General features: G+C 69.4%; 14 protein-coding genes and 1 riboswitch. Of the genes, 2 read left to right on the top strand and 12 right to left on the bottom strand.

Annotation, left to right across the window (positions count from 1 at the left end):
• Positions 1–88: 88 nt before the first annotated feature.
• The 4 genes from HDC36_RS20745 to HDC36_RS20730 form a co-directional block, all read right to left on the bottom strand.
• Positions 89–583, bottom strand: coding sequence for an SEL1-like repeat protein (locus HDC36_RS20745; RefSeq protein ID WP_179570756.1), 495 nt, complete (start codon positions 581–583; stop codon positions 89–91).
• A gap of 95 nt (positions 584–678) precedes the next feature.
• Positions 679–1,209, bottom strand: coding sequence for a GNAT family N-acetyltransferase (locus HDC36_RS20740; RefSeq protein ID WP_179570755.1), 531 nt, complete (start codon positions 1,207–1,209; stop codon positions 679–681).
• A 4-nt stretch (positions 1,210–1,213) separates the two neighbouring features.
• Positions 1,214–1,627 (bottom strand): hypothetical protein, encoded by a 414-nt coding sequence (locus tag HDC36_RS20735; RefSeq protein WP_179570754.1) that lies wholly within the window; start codon positions 1,625–1,627, stop codon positions 1,214–1,216.
• Positions 1,628–1,679: 52 nt separating this feature from the next.
• Positions 1,680–2,930 carry a multidrug effflux MFS transporter gene (locus HDC36_RS20730; RefSeq protein ID WP_179570753.1) on the bottom strand — a complete coding sequence of 417 codons (1,251 nt, stop codon included), beginning with the start codon at positions 2,928–2,930 and terminating at the stop codon, positions 1,680–1,682.
• A 331-nt stretch (positions 2,931–3,261) separates the two neighbouring features.
• Positions 3,262–3,369: riboswitch (glycine riboswitch) on the top strand.
• 101 nt (positions 3,370–3,470) lie between these two features.
• On the opposite strand from HDC36_RS20730, the gene gcvP reads away from it, so the two are divergent.
• A complete protein-coding gene (gcvP, locus tag HDC36_RS20725; protein WP_179570752.1) occupies positions 3,471–6,332 on the top strand; it encodes an aminomethyl-transferring glycine dehydrogenase in 2,862 nt (953 codons plus the stop codon).
• Positions 6,333–6,410: 78 nt separating this feature from the next.
• On the opposite strand, the gene HDC36_RS20720 is transcribed toward gcvP, so the two are convergent.
• Together HDC36_RS20720 and HDC36_RS23580 are read right to left on the bottom strand one after the other, a co-directional pair.
• On the bottom strand, positions 6,411–7,136 hold the full coding sequence (locus tag HDC36_RS20720; RefSeq protein ID WP_179570751.1) for a hypothetical protein: 726 nt from the start codon (positions 7,134–7,136) through the stop codon (positions 6,411–6,413).
• 80 nt (positions 7,137–7,216) lie between these two features.
• The gene (locus tag HDC36_RS23580; protein WP_179570750.1) at positions 7,217–8,686 is read right to left on the bottom strand and encodes a GGDEF domain-containing protein; all 1,470 of its coding nucleotides are present in this window, start codon (positions 8,684–8,686) and stop codon (positions 7,217–7,219) included.
• 475 nt (positions 8,687–9,161) lie between these two features.
• On the opposite strand from HDC36_RS23580, the gene HDC36_RS20710 reads away from it, so the two are divergent.
• Entirely contained in the window at positions 9,162–11,264 is a 2,103-nt protein-coding gene (locus tag HDC36_RS20710) for a catalase (RefSeq protein ID WP_179570749.1), read from the top strand.
• A gap of 1,103 nt (positions 11,265–12,367) precedes the next feature.
• Here the strand turns inward: HDC36_RS20710 and HDC36_RS20705 are convergent.
• The 6 genes from HDC36_RS20705 to HDC36_RS20680 all read right to left on the bottom strand — a co-directional run bounded on the left by HDC36_RS20705 (position 12,368) and on the right by HDC36_RS20680 (position 17,144).
• The gene (locus HDC36_RS20705; protein ID WP_179570748.1) at positions 12,368–13,066 is read right to left on the bottom strand and encodes a glycosyltransferase family 2 protein; all 699 of its coding nucleotides are present in this window, start codon (positions 13,064–13,066) and stop codon (positions 12,368–12,370) included.
• The gene (locus tag HDC36_RS20700; protein WP_179570747.1) at positions 13,063–13,659 is read right to left on the bottom strand and encodes a class I SAM-dependent methyltransferase; all 597 of its coding nucleotides are present in this window, start codon (positions 13,657–13,659) and stop codon (positions 13,063–13,065) included. Before HDC36_RS20700 ends, HDC36_RS20705 begins: the two co-directional genes overlap by 4 nt.
• Complete coding sequence (locus HDC36_RS20695; RefSeq protein ID WP_179570746.1) at positions 13,656–14,417, bottom strand: PIG-L family deacetylase; 762 nt, start codon at positions 14,415–14,417, stop codon at positions 13,656–13,658. The genes HDC36_RS20700 and HDC36_RS20695 overlap by 4 nt, the downstream gene beginning before the upstream one ends.
• On the bottom strand, positions 14,405–15,385 hold the full coding sequence (locus HDC36_RS20690; protein ID WP_255432850.1) for an acyl-CoA dehydrogenase: 981 nt from the start codon (positions 15,383–15,385) through the stop codon (positions 14,405–14,407). The genes HDC36_RS20695 and HDC36_RS20690 overlap by 13 nt, the downstream gene beginning before the upstream one ends.
• A 223-nt stretch (positions 15,386–15,608) precedes the next feature.
• A complete protein-coding gene (locus HDC36_RS20685; RefSeq protein WP_179570745.1) occupies positions 15,609–16,772 on the bottom strand; it encodes a zinc-dependent alcohol dehydrogenase in 1,164 nt (387 codons plus the stop codon).
• Positions 16,773–16,958: 186 nt separating this feature from the next.
• Complete coding sequence (locus HDC36_RS20680) at positions 16,959–17,144, bottom strand: hypothetical protein (RefSeq protein WP_241093206.1); 186 nt, start codon at positions 17,142–17,144, stop codon at positions 16,959–16,961.
• Positions 17,145–17,169 lie beyond the last annotated feature (25 nt).

Here is a 17,169-nt window from a genome sequence, read left to right as displayed (position 1 = left end):
ATTGCTCGGAAGAGCCTGACATTAAACGACAAGGCCCGCTGATGCGGGCCTTGTGCGTCATGGGTGAAGATAACTGCCTCCGCCCCCGTTAGCCTGAAAAGTTCAGAAGCTCCTTAGCGATACCTCGATTTTCGGGAACGCCAATCCCCCAATAAAACAATCGCCCAACTTCGGCGACCGATTGCTTCTCTCCCAACATCATGGCCCTGAAGTAGTAAATGCCAGCCTTCTTTAAGCTCTTCCTGACGCCTTTTCCCGTTTCATAGCTGACAGCGACGTCGAAGCACGCATCCGGAACAAAATTTTCAGCCGCTTCCAACATCAAGGAAAAGCCTCTCTTTTCATCCTTGTTGAAGAACTGGCCATGAAAGTGCCAAGTACCAAGCGCATAGGTAGCGCGCTTGTCACCATGTGTATGCGCCTCCTCAAGCAACTTGGCGACTGGAGCAAGGTCTCCTCGGTCGCTGTCAGATCTCATCGATCTTGCCGCACGCAAAGCAGCGTCGTATTTCTTATTACTTTCTTGGCGGCCAAGGACCTTTGTGGCCTGGTGGCCTCTCACCCTACGGGTCTCTACTGTCATCGCCCTTCCTTCCACCAGATTTGTCTGGTTTGGTTTTGGTTTGCTCTTGCCCTTCCCTTCTCACGCTTTCCTGTTGTGCCAGGCCTTGCACCGACTCAATCGTCAGCCAGCCGCGCCCAACGCTCATGGTCGCGCCACACCCCACCGATGCGCAGGTAGCGCGGCGAATAGCCTTCGTGGCGGAAACCTGCGCGTTTGACCAGCGCCAGCGAGCGCGAGTTATCCGGTTGGATGTTGGCCTCCACCCGGTGCAGGCCCAGTTCGGAAAACGCATAGGCCACGCACAGCCGCAACGCATGGGTCATCAGCCCGCGGCCTTCGCAGCCGGCCATGGCGTGGTAGCCCAGGTAGGCGCTCTGGAAACAGCCGCCGACCACCTGGCTGAAGGTGAACAGGCCGGCGATCTCGCCGCTGTCGCGCGCGCGCGCCAGCAGTGCGACGTTGCTGCCGTCCAGGGTCTGCGCGTACCAGGCGTTGAAGCCGGGCACGTCGGTGAACGGATACGTCCACGGATGATGCAGGGCGGTGCTGGCACGGTGCGCCTGGATCAGCGCCAGGCCATCGCGGCGCCGCACCCGCGCCAGCGACACGGCGGCGTCCGCGGCCTGGCTCGCGCTCTGGCCCATGCCTTCAGCCCGGCAACGCCGCGCCGGCACCGCGCTGCATGACCTGCGCGTGGCGATCCTTGAACTCGTCGAAGCTCAGCCCCTGCGCCAGCGCATCGGCGTGCGCGGCGTCCTTCAGCGCATCCGAATACACCAGCCGCACCGGCGTGCCGGCGCGCTCGTGCAGCTCCGCGGCCTGCATGATCAGCGACAGCACCTGCGCCGCGCTCTCGCTCTGCCCGGCGATGCGCCCGTCCATGCCCAGCACCCACTCGCCGTCGCGGCGCACGATGCCGGCCAGCAAGGTGCGCTGCTGGTCGCGCAGCTCGGCGTGCGGTTCGATCGCGGTGGCCGCAACGGCGGCGGCCTCGCTGCGGTGGCGCAGGCGTTCGGCAAGCTTCTTGCGCACGTCGCGGCGCTGCTTGGACTGGATGGACATGCGGTTTCCTCAACGATGACCCGGCGACGATAGCCCAACCGCGGCGCCGGCGTCACACCGGATCGGCCGGCTCCAGCTGCGGCACCTGGCTGCCGGGCCGCGGCAGGCGCTTGCCGCTGCGCCGCTCCCAGCGCCAGAAGCCCCAGCCGATCAGGAAGAACGCGCCCGAGCCCAGCGCCAGGTGCATCGGCCGGCCGCTTAGCAGCGGCGACAGCACCCCGGCCACCACGGTATTGAGCATCAGCTGGGTGAAGGCCTGCAGCGACGAGGCCAGCCCGCGCTGGCGCGGGTACATGTCCAGCACCGCCAGCGCCAGGATCGGGAAGATCAGCGCCATGCCCAGGCCGGCCACGAAGATCGGCAGCACCGCCCACGGCAGCGCGATCTGCGGCGCGATCGCGGTATAGGCGATGTTGCCGACCATCGACACGCCGCAGCAGATGAAGCCGATGCGCACCTGCCGCATCGGCCCGATGCGCCCGGCCATGCGCCCGGACAGGAACGAGCCCAGGGTCATGCCGCCGATGGTGGGAATGAACAGCCAGGCGAAATCGCGCTCGGTCCGGTGCAGCAGGTCGATGATGAACACCGGCGCCGAGGCGATGTACAGGAACACGCCGGCGAAGTTGAACGCGCCGGCGGCAGCCAGGCGCTGGAAGCGCGCGTTGAACGCGATGGCGATGTAGTCGCGCAGCAGCGTGCGCGGCGCCAGCGGGGTACGCGCCTGCGGCGGATGCGTCTCCGGCATCCAGCGCAGCGTGGCGACCAGCAACAGCAGCGAGAACCCGACCAGGAACCAGAAGATCGTCGGCCAGCCGGCGCCGGTGGCCAGGATCCAGCCGCCGATGATCGGCGCGATCGCCGGGGCGATGCCGAAGATCATCGACACCTGGCTCATCAGCCGCTGCGCGTCGTGGCCCTGGTACAGGTCGCGGATCACCGCGCGGCCGACGATCATGCCGACGCCGGCGGAAACGCCCTGCAGCGCGCGGAACGTCAGCAAGGTGGGCAAGTCGCGCGACAGCGCGCAGCCGGCCGAGGCCAGCACGAACACCACCAGCCCGCCGACGATCACCCGCTTGCGGCCCCAGGCGTCGGACAGCGGCCCGTGCGCCAGGCCCATCAGCGCGTAGGCAAGCAGGTACACGCTGACCGTCTGCTGGATCGCCACCGGATCGGCGCGCAGGCGCTGCGCCAGCTGCGGGAACGCCGGGAAGATGGTGTCGATCGAGAACGGGCCGAACATCGCCAGCCCGGCCAGCAGCAATGCCAGGCGGCGGGTCGAGATCGTCGGGAGCGTCATGCGCAGGATCCTGGAAAGCCGGCCGCACGCAGCCCGGGTGGGCGAACACGCGACGACACCGTCCAAGGGACGGAACGATGGGGGAGAGGGAATGCCGCCATGATAGACCCTTGCCAGTGCCGCGTTAAGCGCCGCGGCCGCGGCCACGCCGCAGCGGGGCGCAGGCCCGCATGTTCAGCGAGCCGCGGCAGGCCCGCCGGGCAGGCCGTGCGGAGGCCGCCGTGGGCGCCGCCGGCCACGCTATAATCGCCGGGCAGCATGGTGGGAGAAGCGGGGCGACCCGCTGCCGAAGGCGCAAACGCCCGTAATCGCTCAGGCCCGATACCACCCGCACCAAGACTCTGGAGAGACCGGTCCAACCCGGCGCCGAAGGGGCACGAAGCGCAGCGCAGCCCGCCGCCGCTTCCAAACTCTCAGGCAAAAGGACAGAGGGGCAGTGGGAAGACATGTGGCTTCCCGTCGGTCGTGTCCGCAGCTGCGGCCGACGGCGGCATCCGTGCGTCCTCCGCCCTTCGTGCCCTCCTCTGCCGGACGACCGCCATGTCTAACACCCCCTCGCTGCGCGACCTCGAACACCACTCGGCCTTCGTCGAACGCCATATCGGCCCGAACGACGCCGAGATCGCGCACATGCTGCGCACCGTCGGCCACGACTCGCTGGACGCGCTGACCGACGCCATCGTGCCGGGCAAGATCAAGTCGCCGGCTGCACTGGCGCTGCCCGACGCGATCACCGAAGAGGAAGCGCTGGCCAAGATCGGCGCCATCGCCGACAAGAACCAGGTGCTGCGCAGCTTCATCGGCCAGGGCTACTACGGCACCCATACGCCGAAGGTGATCCTGCGCAACATCCTCGAGAACCCGGCCTGGTACACCGCCTACACGCCGTACCAGGCGGAGATCTCGCAGGGCCGCATGGAAGCGCTGATCAACTTCCAGACCATGTGCGCGGACCTGACCGGCATGGAGATCGCCAACGCCTCGCTGCTGGACGAGGCCACCGCCGCGGCCGAGGCGATGACCCTGGCCAAGCGCTCGGCCAAGGCCAAGTCCGACACCTTCTTCGTGCACGACGCGGTGCATCCGCAGACCCTGGAGCTGCTGCGCACCCGCGCCGAGCCGCTGGGCATCGTGCTGCGCGTGGGCACGCCGGAGGAAGCGCTGCAGGCCGAGTGCTTCGGCGTGCTGCTGCAGTACCCGGACAGCTTCGGCCACATCGGCGACCACAAGGCGCTGGCCGACGCCGTGCATGCGCGCGGCGGCCTGGTCGCGGTGGCCACCGACCTGCTGGCGCTGACCCTGATCGCCGCGCCCGGCGAATGGGGCGCGGACATCGTGGTCGGCAACTCGCAGCGCTTCGGCGTGCCGTTCGGCTTCGGCGGCCCGCACGCCGCGTTCATGGCCTGCCGCGACGCCTACAAGCGCTCGATGCCGGGGCGCCTGATCGGCGTGTCGATCGACGCCGCCGGCAACCCCGCCTACCGTCTCACCCTGCAGACCCGCGAGCAGCACATCCGCCGCGAGAAGGCCACCTCCAACATCTGCACCGCGCAGGTGCTGCTGGCGGTGATGGCGGCGATGTACGCGGTGTACCACGGTCCCGACGGCCTGACCCGCATCGCGCGGCGCACCCATCGCCTGGCCGCGATCCTGGCCGCGGCGCTGCGCAGCGCCGGCATCAGCGTCGGCGAGCGCTTCTTCGACACCCTGCACGTCAAGGGCATCGACGCCGATGCGATCCATGCCAAGGCCGTGGCCGCCGGCATCAACCTGCGCGCGATCGACAGCGAGGCGCTGGGCATCAGCCTGGACGAGACCACCACCCGCGCCGACGTGGTCGCGCTGGCGCAGCTGTTCGGCGCGAGCGCCGATGTCGATGCGCTCGATGCGGCCACTGCCGACGCATTGCCGCAAGACCTCAAGCGCAGCAGCGCGTTCCTGCAGCACCCGGTGTTCAATACCCACCACAGCGAACACGAGCTGCTGCGCTACATGCGCGCGCTGGCCGACAAGGACCTGGCGATGGATCGCACCATGATCCCGCTGGGCAGCTGCACGATGAAGCTCAACGCCACCGCCGAGATGATCCCGGTGACCTGGCCGCAGTTCGGCGCGATCCACCCCCTGGCCCCGGCCGAACAATCCACCGGCTACGCGCAGTTGATCGACGAACTGGAAGCGATGCTGGTCGAATGCACCGGCTACGACGCGGTCAGCCTGCAGCCCAACTCCGGCGCGCAGGGCGAATACGCCGGCCTGCTGGCGATCCGCGCCTATCACCGTTCGCGCGGCGAAGCGCATCGCGACATCTGCCTGATCCCCGAGTCCGCGCACGGCACCAACCCGGCCTCGGCGCAGATGTGCGGCATGAAGGTCGTGGTCACCAAGTGCGACGCCAACGGCAACGTCGATGTCGACGACATCCGCGCCCAGGCCGAGAAGTACAGCGATCGCCTGGCCGCGCTGATGATCACCTACCCGTCCACCCACGGCGTGTTCGAGGAAGACGTGGTGGCGATCTGCGAGGCGGTGCATGCGCACGGCGGCCAGGTCTACACCGACGGCGCCAACATGAACGCGCTGGTCGGCGTGGCCAAGCCCGGCAAGTGGGGCTCGGACGTGTCGCACCTGAACCTGCACAAGACCTTCTGCATCCCGCACGGCGGCGGCGGCCCGGGCGTGGGTCCTTGCGCGGTGAAGTCGCATCTCGCCCCTTACTTGCCGAAGACGCTGGGCGGCGAAGGCGACGTCGGCATGGTCAGCGCGGCCAGCTTCGGCAGCGCCTCGATCCTGCCGATCAGCTGGATGTACATCACCATGATGGGCAATGCCGGCCTGCGCAAGGCGACCCAGGTCGCGCTGCTCAACGCCAACTACATCGCCAAGCGCCTGGCCCCGCACTACAAGACGCTGTACACCGGCCGCAACGGCCTGGTCGCGCACGAATGCATCCTCGACGTGCGCCCGCTGGAGAAGAGCACCGGCATCGGCGCCGAGGACGTGGCCAAGCGCCTGATCGACTTCGGCTTCCATGCGCCGACGCTGAGCTTCCCGGTCGCCGGCACGCTGATGGTGGAGCCGACCGAGAGCGAATCGCTGCACGAACTGGACCGCTTCATCGACGCGATGATCCAGATCCGCGAGGAGATCGCCGCGATCGAGGACGGCCGCCTGGACCGCGAGGACAACCCGCTCAAGCACGCCCCGCACACCGCCGCGCAGGTCACCGCCGGCGAGTGGACCCACGCCTACCCGCGCGAGCTGGCCGCGTTCCCGCTGCCCACGCTCAAGCAGGCCAAGTACTGGCCGCCGGTGGCGCGGGTGGACAACGTCTACGGCGACAAGCACGTGATGTGCGCGTGCATCCCGGTGGATGCGTACAAGGACGATGTGGTGGCGTAACGCCCACCCGCCCTGTCGCGTATCGCCACGCCAGCCCCGCATGTCGGGGCTGGCGTTTTTTTGCCGAAGGCGCTGCGCTCAGTCGCGCTCCACGCCGGGATCGAAGGCCAGGCCGTCGCCGACCTGCTGCAGGCAGCGCAGCGGCTGCTTGGGCAACTGCCGCCATTGCGTGCGCAGCGCGCTGTCTTCGATGCTGCCGGTGCGCAGCTTGGCCTTGCCGGTCAGGTAGTTCACGCTGATCTCGTCGACCTCGCCGCTGCCGCGGTGCAGGCCGCGCATGTCGTAGCCGATCAGCTGGAAGCAGTCCTGCCGGTAGCGGAACAGGAAGGTCGTCTCGGAGGTGCTCCAGCTCCCGGCGCTGGAGAACTGGTGCAGGTTCACCGAGAACGCGCCGCGCGCGATGGCGGGTTCGCCGCCGTCCAGGTAATCCTCCATATTCGGCGCGTCCGGGCGCGGGATCAACGCGTGATCGCGCAGCGCCAGCCGGTAGCCATCGCCCTCGGCGAAGGCCACCGCCAGCATGCGCGGATTGGTGTCGAAGCGATCCGGGCCGAAGCCGGCGTTGTCCAGCACGTTGCGCGGATCGGCCATCTTCAGCACCAGCAGCAGGTCCGCGCGGCCATCGCCGTTCAGATCGCCGCGGCGCTCGAACTCCAGCGTCCAGCCGCCCGGCACGAATGCGGCGGCATCGCGGCCTTGCGCGGGCAACTGCGGATAGACCACCGCCGGCGGATCCAGCGCTTGCGCGGCGCCGGCGACGGCCAGCAACAGGGGGAACCACGGCCAGGGGGATCTGAGCGGCATCGCGGGATCGGCGTGCGGGAATGGAACCGCGATGGTGGCACGATTCGGCGACGCTTCCGCGCAGCGTTCGCCGCGCACGCTCAACCCGGCGCAGCGACGCCCTGCATCTCCGCCGCCGCGTCCTGCGCATGCGCACAGCAATTGCGGCCATTGCGCTTGGCGCGGTACAACGCGGCGTCGGCCTGGTGCAGCAGATCGATCGCCGCCTCGGCGCTGGCCGGGCGGGTGGCGATGCCGATGCTGACCGTGACCACGCCCAGCGGGCTGGCCGGGTGCGGGATCTGCCGCTGCTCGATGGCGGCCAGCAGGCGCCGCGCGATCGCGTGCGCGGCATCGGCCACGGTGTCCGGCAGCACCACCGCGAATTCCTCGCCGCCGTAGCGCGCCACCGTGGCGGTCTGCGCAGGCAAGGCCTCGGCCAGCGCGGTGGCCACCTCCACCAGGCAGGCGTCGCCGCGTACATGGCCGTGGCTGTCGTTGAACTGCTTGAAGAAGTCGATGTCGATCATCAGCAGCGAACAGTCCCGGCCGTCGTCCATATCGCGCAGCCGCGCCGCCAGGCCGACCCGGTTGGCGATGCCGGTCAGCGGATCGCGCGCCACCTGCTGTTGCAGACGGCGCGTGCTCACGCGGCTCAGCCGCTGGATCTCCAGATGCTCGCTGTGCAGGAACGCCACGTGCGCCCCGTACACCATCACCGCCAGGGTCGCCGCGGCCATGCCCCAGAAGAAGCTGACCCGCGACACGCTGATCGCCAGCAACAGCACCGCCAGCGAGAACACGATCGGCGCGAACGCGGCGATCAGTTCCGCGCTGCGCATGCTCGGCCGCGCGTGGCGCAGCCAGCGCCCCCGCGGCAGCGACGCGACCAGCACCAGCGCCATGCCGGGCAGATCGATCAGCAACCCGCCCCACCACGGCAGCCCGCCCAGTTCGATGCGGTTGTACAGCGCCGCCACCGCGCCGTTGATCCACAGGTAGGCGCTGGCGCTGAGATAGAAATGGCGGCGGCTGCAGCCGCCGGCCCCGAGCAGGCGCAGCGTGGCCATCGACGCGAGCAGCAGGTCGATCGCATCGGCGTGATTGATGATCAGGTTGACGTCGGGTTCGGAGAAACCATTGCTGGACGACAGCGCCAGGTCGATCAGCAGAAACAGCAGGCCGGCGCCGACCAGCGCCAGCACCGCATCCAGTGCCACGATCAGCCGCGGCTGCGATCGGTTGAACGAGCGCGCGATCAGGTACAGCGCCGGGATCATCGACGAGCCGGAAAACATCACGCCCAGTTTCTGCAGCGCGGGACCGTGCGGCGGGAACAGCAATGCCAGCAGGTTGCAGCCGGTCCACAACATCTGCACGCCGACCATGGCGCCCAGCAGCCGCCACGGCATCCGGTCCATCGCCGGCGCACGCCGCAGCCGGCGCAGCACGGCCAGCACCGCCATCGCCTGCACCGCCAGGCCGCACCATTGCGCGGCGGGCGCGGCGCTGCCGCCCGCGTGCGCGGCCAGCGCATGGGCGAGCAACAAGCCGATGACGAGGATGGGCAAGAACACGTTCGGTCTCCGTCGCACGCCATGCTGCATTGCATCGGCCGCTGCCGTTGCGCCGTCCCCGCGCTCGCAGCCCCTGGAAGGAGCGCCGCGCAACGCACTATCGGCCGCGCGGCGCCGTCCTGTAGCCCCGGCTTGGCGGCAACGCCCGCACCTGGCGGCGCTTGCGGCCTCCCGACGGCCAGCTGCAGCGGTACGACCGCGGTTCGCCGCAGAGGCCGCGGGCGACGGCGGCGAGCCGCGTCGCTACACGGCGAATGCACGCCACTCGCGCCTCTGCGCGTTGTGCGAACCGCACCACACGCCGCCGCGCCGTCCTCACGCCATGCTCGGACAGGTTGCACGGACCGTTCACGCCTGCCGGCCCAGCATCGGTCAGACCCCTGACACCCTCTCTCTCCCGCGCATTGTGCAGCCATTGCAGCGCGAATCCCTTCCGCCGTCCCCGCCTCATCCCCCGGAGCGCACATCCATGGCCAGCCCTCGCAAGCCCAGCAAATCCAGCACGCCCGTCGATACCAGCGCCGTCGCCGACCAGCGCGGTCGCGGCGACGAACTGCACCAGCACGCCGGCGGCACGCATCCGCCGCTGACCACCAACCAGGGCATTCCGATCGCCGACAACCAGAACTCGCTGCGCGCCACCCCGCGCGGGCCGACGTTGCTGGAAGACTTCATCCTGCGCGAGAAGATCACCCACTTCGACCACGAACGCATCCCCGAGCGCATCGTGCACGCGCGCGGCAGCGCCGCGCACGGCTATTTCGAACTGACCGCCTCGCTGGACAAGTACACCACCGCCAAGATCCTCACCGAGGTCGGGGTGAAGACGCCGGTGTTCACCCGCTTTTCCACCGTCGCCGGCGGCGCCGGCTCGGTGGACACGCCGCGCGACGTGCGCGGCTTCGCGGTCAAGTTCTACACCAAGGAAGGCAACTGGGACCTGGTCGGCAACAACATCCCGGTGTTCTTCATCCAGGACGCGATCAAGTTCCCGGACCTGATCCACGCGGTGAAGATGGAGCCGGACCGCGGCTTCCCGCAGGCGGCCAGCGCGCACGACACGTTCTGGGACTTCATCTCGCTGACTCCCGAATCGCTGCACATGATCATGTGGGCGATGAGCGACCGCACCATTCCGCGCTCGCTGCGCATGATCGAAGGCTTCGGCATCCACAGCTTCCGCCTGCTCGACGCGAACGGCAACAGCACCTTCGTCAAGTTCCACTGGCGGCCCAAGCTGGGCCTGCAGTCCACGGTGTGGGACGAAGCGGTGAAGCTGGCCGGCGCCGATCCGGATTTCCACCGCCGCGACCTGTTCGAGGCGATCCAGCAAGGCGATTTCCCGGAATGGGAGCTGGGCGTGCAGCTGTTCACGGAGGAAGAGGCGGACAAGTTCCCGTTCGACCATCTCGATTCCACCAAGCTGATCCCGGAAGAACTGGTGCCGCTGAAGATCGTCGGGCGCATGGTGCTGGACCGCTGGCCGGACAACTTCTTCGCCGAGACCGAGCAGGTGGCGTATTGCCCGGCCAACATCGCGCCCGGCATCGACTTCTCCAACGATCCGCTGCTGCAGGGCCGCCTGTTCTCCTACCTGGACACCCAGCTCAGCCGCCTGGGCGGGCCGAACTTCCACCAGATCCCGATCAACGCGCCGAAGTGCCCGTTCGCCAATATGCAGCGCGACGGGCACATGCAGATGGGCGTGCCCAAGGGCCGCGTCGCCTACGAGCCCAGCTCGCTGCAGGACGACACCCCGCGCGAAAGCGCGCGCGGCTTCCCCAGCCACGCCACGCCCAGCGAGGACGGCGCCAAGGGCCGCGTGCGCGCGGAGAGCTTCGCCGACCATTACAGCCAGGCGCGCATGTTCTTCCGCAGCCAGAGCAAGCCGGAGCAGGCGCACGTCGCCTCGGCGCTGGTGTTCGAGCTGTCGAAGGTGGAGACCGCGCATGTGCGTGAGGCGGTGGTCGGACACCTGCGCCACGTCGATCCGGCGCTGGCGCAGCGCGTGGCCGACGGCCTGGGCATGGACACCTTGCCGCCGGCACCGCCGGCCGCGGTCGCGCCGCAGGACATGCCGCCGTCGCCGGCGCTGCAGCTGATCGGCAAGATGAAGCCGACCCTGCAGGGCCGTGCGATCGGCATCCTGGTCCACGACGGGTCCGACGCGGCGACGGTGAAGAACCTGCAGAAGGCAGCGCGCGACGCCGGCGCCACGGTCAAGATCGTCGCGCCGAAGCTGGGCGGCGCCAAGCTCAGCGACGGCAGGAAGCTGGCCGCGGATGGGCAACTGGCCGGCACCCCGTCGTTCGTGTTCGACGCGGTGGCGGTGGTGCTGTCGGCCGAGGCCGGCAAGCAGTTGAGCAAGGAGTCGGCGGCGGTCGATTTCGTCAGCAACGCCTTCGCGCACCTGAAGGCGATCGCCGCCGATGCCGGCGCGCAGCCGCTGCTGAAGGCCGGCAACGTGGTCAAGGACGCCGGCGTGCTCGATGCCGGCAACGGCAAGGGCTTCATCGAGGCGGCCAAGACCCGCCAGTGGGACCGCGAACCGAAGCTGCGCATGCTCGCCTGAGCCAGCATCGCCAGCGGCACCCTGCCCCGACCGCGCCATGCCTCCGCATGGCGCGGTTTTGGTTTGCGGCGGCGGAAGCGCCGGACCGCAGAGGTGGTCACCCCGGCAGGACGTAGTACGGCCTCCCGAGCCCCCCCTGCACCCGCCACCCCATCCGTGTCATGGCCGTAGCGGCGGTCCGGCCTCGTCCTCTCCGGAGCCGACGAACGGCGTTGCCGGCATCCGAAATCGGGACGAAGCCGGGCGCCGCACATCGGCCTGTCTAATTTTTCGCCATGTCTCTTGACAGTCTTGTGGCACGTGGCCGCGATGGGCTTATCCACACCCTTATGCAGAAGTCATCCACACCCCTTGTGGACAACCTCGCGCTCGCCGGCGCAGCGGGCGCCATGAAGCAAGTGATTGAAAAACAAAAGAAACCACTTGGCGCCTATTGACAAACGCGGAACCACGCCCGGGCTGGCTGCTGTCCCGCAACAAACCCGAGACAAAACTTATCCCGAGGCCTGTCCGCTGCGGGCGCGGTTCCGCGTTCCTGGCTGAATGCGCGTTGCCCTGGCGGTGGTCGCGCCCTGCGCAGGCCGTTGGGTCGTCGCCGTCATGAGACGGACATGGGCGTGGAGTGGTGCCTGATCGCTCCCTTCTCCCGTCGGGACCATGGCCCCCTTTTCGGGGGAAGGTGCCCCGCAGGGGCGGATGAGGGTACGGGCACAGCCTCGCGCACCCCATCGCAGCGAGTCGCTTCGCGCCGGACCCTCACCCCAACCCCTCTCCCGAGGGGAGAGGGGCTAGCCGCGGTTCCTTCTCCCGTCGGGAGAAGGTGCCCCGCAGGGGCGGATGAGGGTACGGGCGAAGCCTCGTGCACCCCATCGCAGCGAGCCGCTTCGCGCCGGACCCTCACCCCAACCCCTCTCCCGACGGGAGAGGGGCTAGGCCGTTCCCTTCTCCCCTCGGGACCATGGCCCCCTTTTCGGGGGAAGGTGCCCCGCAGGGGCGGATGAGGGCACGGGCACAGCCTCGCGCACCCCATCGCAGCGAGTCGCTTCGCGCCGGACCCTCACCCCGACCCCTCTCCCGACGGGAGAGGGGCTATGCACCTCGGCTCAAGCCAGCACGTCGCCACCGGGCGTGGGCAGCAGCGATTCGGCCAGGCTGCGCTCCATTTGCTTCAGGTAATCGCTGAAGCCGCCGCGCGCACGCGCCACGCGTCGGGCGCTGGTGACCACCACCGGCTGCGCGCGGCGTGCGATCCGCGCATCCGCGCGCACCATCGCCTCGACCAGGGCCACGTCCTCGTGCGCGGCCAGCGGCAGGAAGCCGCCGCAGCGCCGGTACAGGTCGGCGCTGAGACCCAGGTTGGCGCCATGCACGTGCGGGTGGTCGTCGCGGCGGCATTCGCCGGCGCGGTAGGCATCGCGCATCGCGCTGTCGTAGTCGTCCCAGTCGCCGACCGTGACGATGCCGCAGAACGCGTCGCTGGCGCAGTCCAGCTGCGCCGACAGCCAGTTCGCCGGCACCACCGAGTCGGCGTCGGTACAGGCCAGCCAGCGCGCGCCAGCGGCCAGCGCGGCCTCGGCGGCGGCCGCGCGCGCGCTGCCGACATTGCCGGACTGCAGCACGATGGCCTGCGCGCCGTGCGCGGCGACGATGCCGGCGGTGCCGTCGCTGCAGCGGTCCAGGGCGACGAACACCTGCACCGCCTCGCCGCGCAGGCCGGCGCATTGCGCCGCCGTCGCCACCGAGCGCAGGCAGGCGCCGATCAGCCGTTCCTCGTCGTGTGCCGGAATCAGGACCGCGATCACCGCAGCCGCTCCGCGGCCGCGACCGAATACGGGGTGGCGCTCCAGGCTTCGAGCAGCACGTCGTCGTCCTGGTAATGCAGCAGGCGCGGCAACTGCAGGGTCTGCGCCAGGCAGGCGTGCACGGCGCGTCCGTCCATGCACGCCTGCGCGAACGGATGCAGCCAATGGCAGGCGACCAGCACGCCCTGCTCGGTCAACGAGGCGCGCAGGCGCTGGATGCAGTCCTGCAGCAGCGGCAACGGCAGGTAATAGCCGACCTCGCTGAACACGATCAGGTCGAAACGGCCCGGCGGCCAGCTGCGCGGATGCTCGGCCTGCTGCACGCGCACGTGCGCAAAATCCGCATTGCGCTGTGCGGCCAGGGCCACCGCACGCTCGGACAGGTCGGTGGCCAGCAGCGCGTCGCAGCGCGGCGCCAGCGCCGCGGTCAGTTCGCCGTTGGAGCAGCCCAATTCCCAGGCGCGAGCGAAGCGTGCGCGCGGCAGGCTGGCCAGCAGCAGCGCGCGCTTGCGCGCCTCGTACCAGCGTTCGCGATAGCCGAACGGGTCGTCGTCGCGGTAGATGTCGCCGAAATACTGCTGCACCGCGCTCATGCGACAAAGACCTCGAAGCGGCGCGCGAAACGTTCCAGCACCTGCGGCGGCAGGATCGGCGCCGGCACCGCCGGTTGCGCGGTGCCCAGCTGCGAGGCGAAGCAACGCAGCGCCTGTTGCTTGGCTTGCCAGTCGGCATCGTCCAGCGCGTAGCGGACCGCGCCAGGCAGCGCCTGCTGCGGCGCGCCGGCGTCCATCCAGTGCCAGGCCCAGACCGGGAATTCGGCCATGCGCGCATCGCAGGCGGCGACGGCGCGCCGCACCGCGCGCGCGGCGGCTTCGTGGTCGGGATGGCCGTCGTGGCGCCACGTCGTCAGCACCAGATCGCCTGCGTGCAAGTGCGCGTGGATCTGTTCGGCGACCACGAATTCGCGCTGGCCGACCTGGCCGTCGGCGATGCGCAGGTGGCAGATCGCATCGGCGTCCAGACCCAGGCACTGCGCGGCGGCGGCCAGTTCGGCGCGGCGCACGTCGCGCAGGCGCTGCGGCGTCCAGTAAGGATCGTCCGGATAGCAGGCTTCGCCATCGGTCACCGCGATCAGGCACACCGGCACGCGCAGCCGCCGCGCACAGGCGACCGCGCCGCCGCAGCCCAGCGCTTCGTCGTCCGGATGCGGCGACACCACCACCAGCCGGCGTGCGCCGGCGAGCAGGTCTTCGATCCGGCGCTGCGGCAAGCCCGCCAGCCACGGCGAGCGCTGCCACGCCGACTCGGGCGTGCCGTCGCCGTGGATCTGCGCCGCGCTCACAACCGCCATGGCTGCACCTGTTCGGCCAGCGCCTGGCCCAGCGCCGCCCAATCGTGCTCGGCATGGCTCTGCCGCACGAACACCGCCAGGTCGGCGCAGCGCATGGCGTGTTCGCGATCGCTGCACAGCGGCGCCGGGCCCAGCGCGCGGCCGACACGATCGAGCACGTCGCTGGCCGCCCGCTCCACGAACGAACGCAAGCGGACCACCGCGTGCCGGTGATCGTGCTCGGGCGCCGCGTCGATCGCCGCGGCCAGTTCGCGCAACAGCGCGCGCGCCGCGCCGAGCTGCTGGTCGATCGCGCCCAGATGCATCGCCGCATGCGCATCGCGCTGCAGCTTGGGATGCGCGCGCAAGCGCTCGGCCACCGCGGCCGCCGCGCCGAACCAGCAGGCGGCGATGCCGGCGCCGCCATGCCAGAACCCCGGACGCGTCAGATACTCGCCCGGCGCGCCGATCGCGCTGGCCGGCACCGCATCGAACGTCACCGGCCCGCTGACCACGCGCGCCATGCCGACCGCGGCCCACGCCTGCGTATCGATGGCGATGCCCGGCTGGCGCAGTTGCACCTGCGCCAGTTGCTGGCGGTCCTGGTCGTGCGCGGTGAGCAGCGCGCAATCGACCAGGCCGGCACCGGAGCACCAGGCCTTGCGGCCGTGCACTTCGCCACGCCCGGCATCAATGCGATAGGCCAGACGCGCATCCGGCGCTTCGGCGGCCCACACCGCGAACAGTTGCCTAGGCGCGGGCGGTGCGGCGCCCAGCTCGGCCAGGATCGCCTGCGCGTCGTAATGCGCCTCCAGCACCTTGGCCAGGCACACGTCGGTCGCGGCGATCTCGGACAGGATCCGCCAGCGGTCCAGGGTGTTGCCGGCGCCGGGCAGCGGCAGTTGCGGATAGCGTTTGAGCACGCGCAAGGCGGCACCGCGCAGATCGCAGGCGTCGCCCAAGGCGGCAGGGGAAAGCAGTTCGGTCAAGGACGTCTCTCAGGCAATTCGGAAAACGACACACGCGATGGCGCGGCGGATGCGCGGCAGGCGATGCATGGGTGAGCCGCGATCACACCAGGCACGGCGCCCACGCAGCGTGTGCACGCCGCACCGCGACGTGCACATCGATAAAGAGTTCATGCACGATGCCGGCCTCGGCCACCGTCGGCTGCGTACAGCGCGACGGCAGCGAGGCGACGGTCGCGTCGCGTTACGGCGTCAGGATCACCTTGCGGCAGTCCTGTTCCTTCTTGTCGAAGATCGCATAGCCGTCGGCGGCCTGCGCCAGGCCCATCCGGTGGGTGATGATCTCGTTCGGCTTGAGCCGGCCTTCGCCGATATGCTCCAGCAGCTCCGGCAGGAAACGCTGCACGTGGGTCTGGCCCATCTTGAAGGTCAGGCCCTTGTCGAAGGCGTCGCCGAACAGGAAGCCATGGATGAAACCGGCGTACACGCCGGGCACGCTGACCGTGCCGCCGCGGCGCGTGGCGGCGATGCACTGGCGCAACGCGGTGCCACTGCTGCCTTCCAGCTTCAGCGTGGCCATCACTGTTTCCACGGTGCTGCCCTTGGCCTCGAAGCCGACCGCATCGATGCTGGCATCCACGCCGCGGCCATCGGTCTGGCCGACGATGATGTCGGCCGGATCGTCGATCTGTTCGAAGTTGAGCGGGATCACGCCATAGGTCTTCTGCGCGAAATCCAGCCGGTACTGATAGCGGTCGACCATGAAGATGCGTTCGGCGCCGAGCATGCGGCAGCAGGCGGCGGTCATCAGCCCGACCGGACCGGCGCCGAAGATCGCCACCGTGCTGCCCTGCCCTACGCCCGCATTGAGCGCGGCCTGGTAGCCGGTGGGCAGGATGTCGGACAGGAACAGCACCTGCTCGTCGTGCAGCGCGTCCGGCACCACCAGCGGGCCGACGTTGGCCTTGGGCACGCGCACGTACTCGGCCTGGCCGCCGGCGACGCCGCCGTACAGATGGCTGTAGCCGAAAAGCGCCGCCGGCGGGCGGATGCCTTTCTGGTTCAGCGCGGCGCCCTTGCCGGTATTGGTGGTCTCGCAGGCGGCGTATTCGGTCAGGCGGCAGTGGAAGCACTCGCCGCAGGCGATCACGAACGGGATCACCACGCGGTCGCCCTTCTTCACCCGCGTCACCCCGGGGCCCACGTCTTCGACCACGCCCATGAACTCGTGGCCGAGCACATCGCCGCTGTGCAGGTCGGGAATCTTGCCGCGGTACAGGTGCAGGTCCGAGCCGCAGATCGCGGTGGCGGTAACCCGCAGCACGATGTCGTCGGCATCGACCAGGACCGGATCGGGAACGGTTTCCACGCGCACGTCCTTGGTGCCGTGATAGGTGAGAGCTTGCATCGGATGGTGTCCTCTTGCGACGGCGTGGAGCGCAGTGTTGCCGCAGGCGACGTGCAACCAGGGTGACCATGCCGTGAGGCCAGTGTGGCGGGATCGGCGCAGCGCCATACGCCGCGGCGCTGAGGGCTGCCACCGATTGCCGGGCGATTCGCACGATGGCGTGCGCTCACCGAGCGACAACGCGGCTCAGTGCGGCAGCAGCCGCGTATCGATCGCGTGTTCGGCGAGCATCGCCGCCAGTGCCTGGCGTGCCTGCACGCGATCGTCCGGGTCCGCCGCATCCAGCAGCTCCTGCGCGAGCGCGCTGAATTGCGGCCAGAACTCGTCCGGATGGCGCAGATGCGCGGTCCATTCGGGCAGCATCGCCGCCATATGCGCCAACGCCGCCTGCGTTTGC

This window comes from Xanthomonas sp. JAI131, from assembly GCF_013410075.1.
GTDB lineage: Bacteria > Pseudomonadota > Gammaproteobacteria > Xanthomonadales > Xanthomonadaceae > Xanthomonas_A > Xanthomonas_A bonasiae.
Note: the sequence above shows the minus strand (reverse complement) of the source record. Positions and strands in the feature narration are given on the sequence as shown.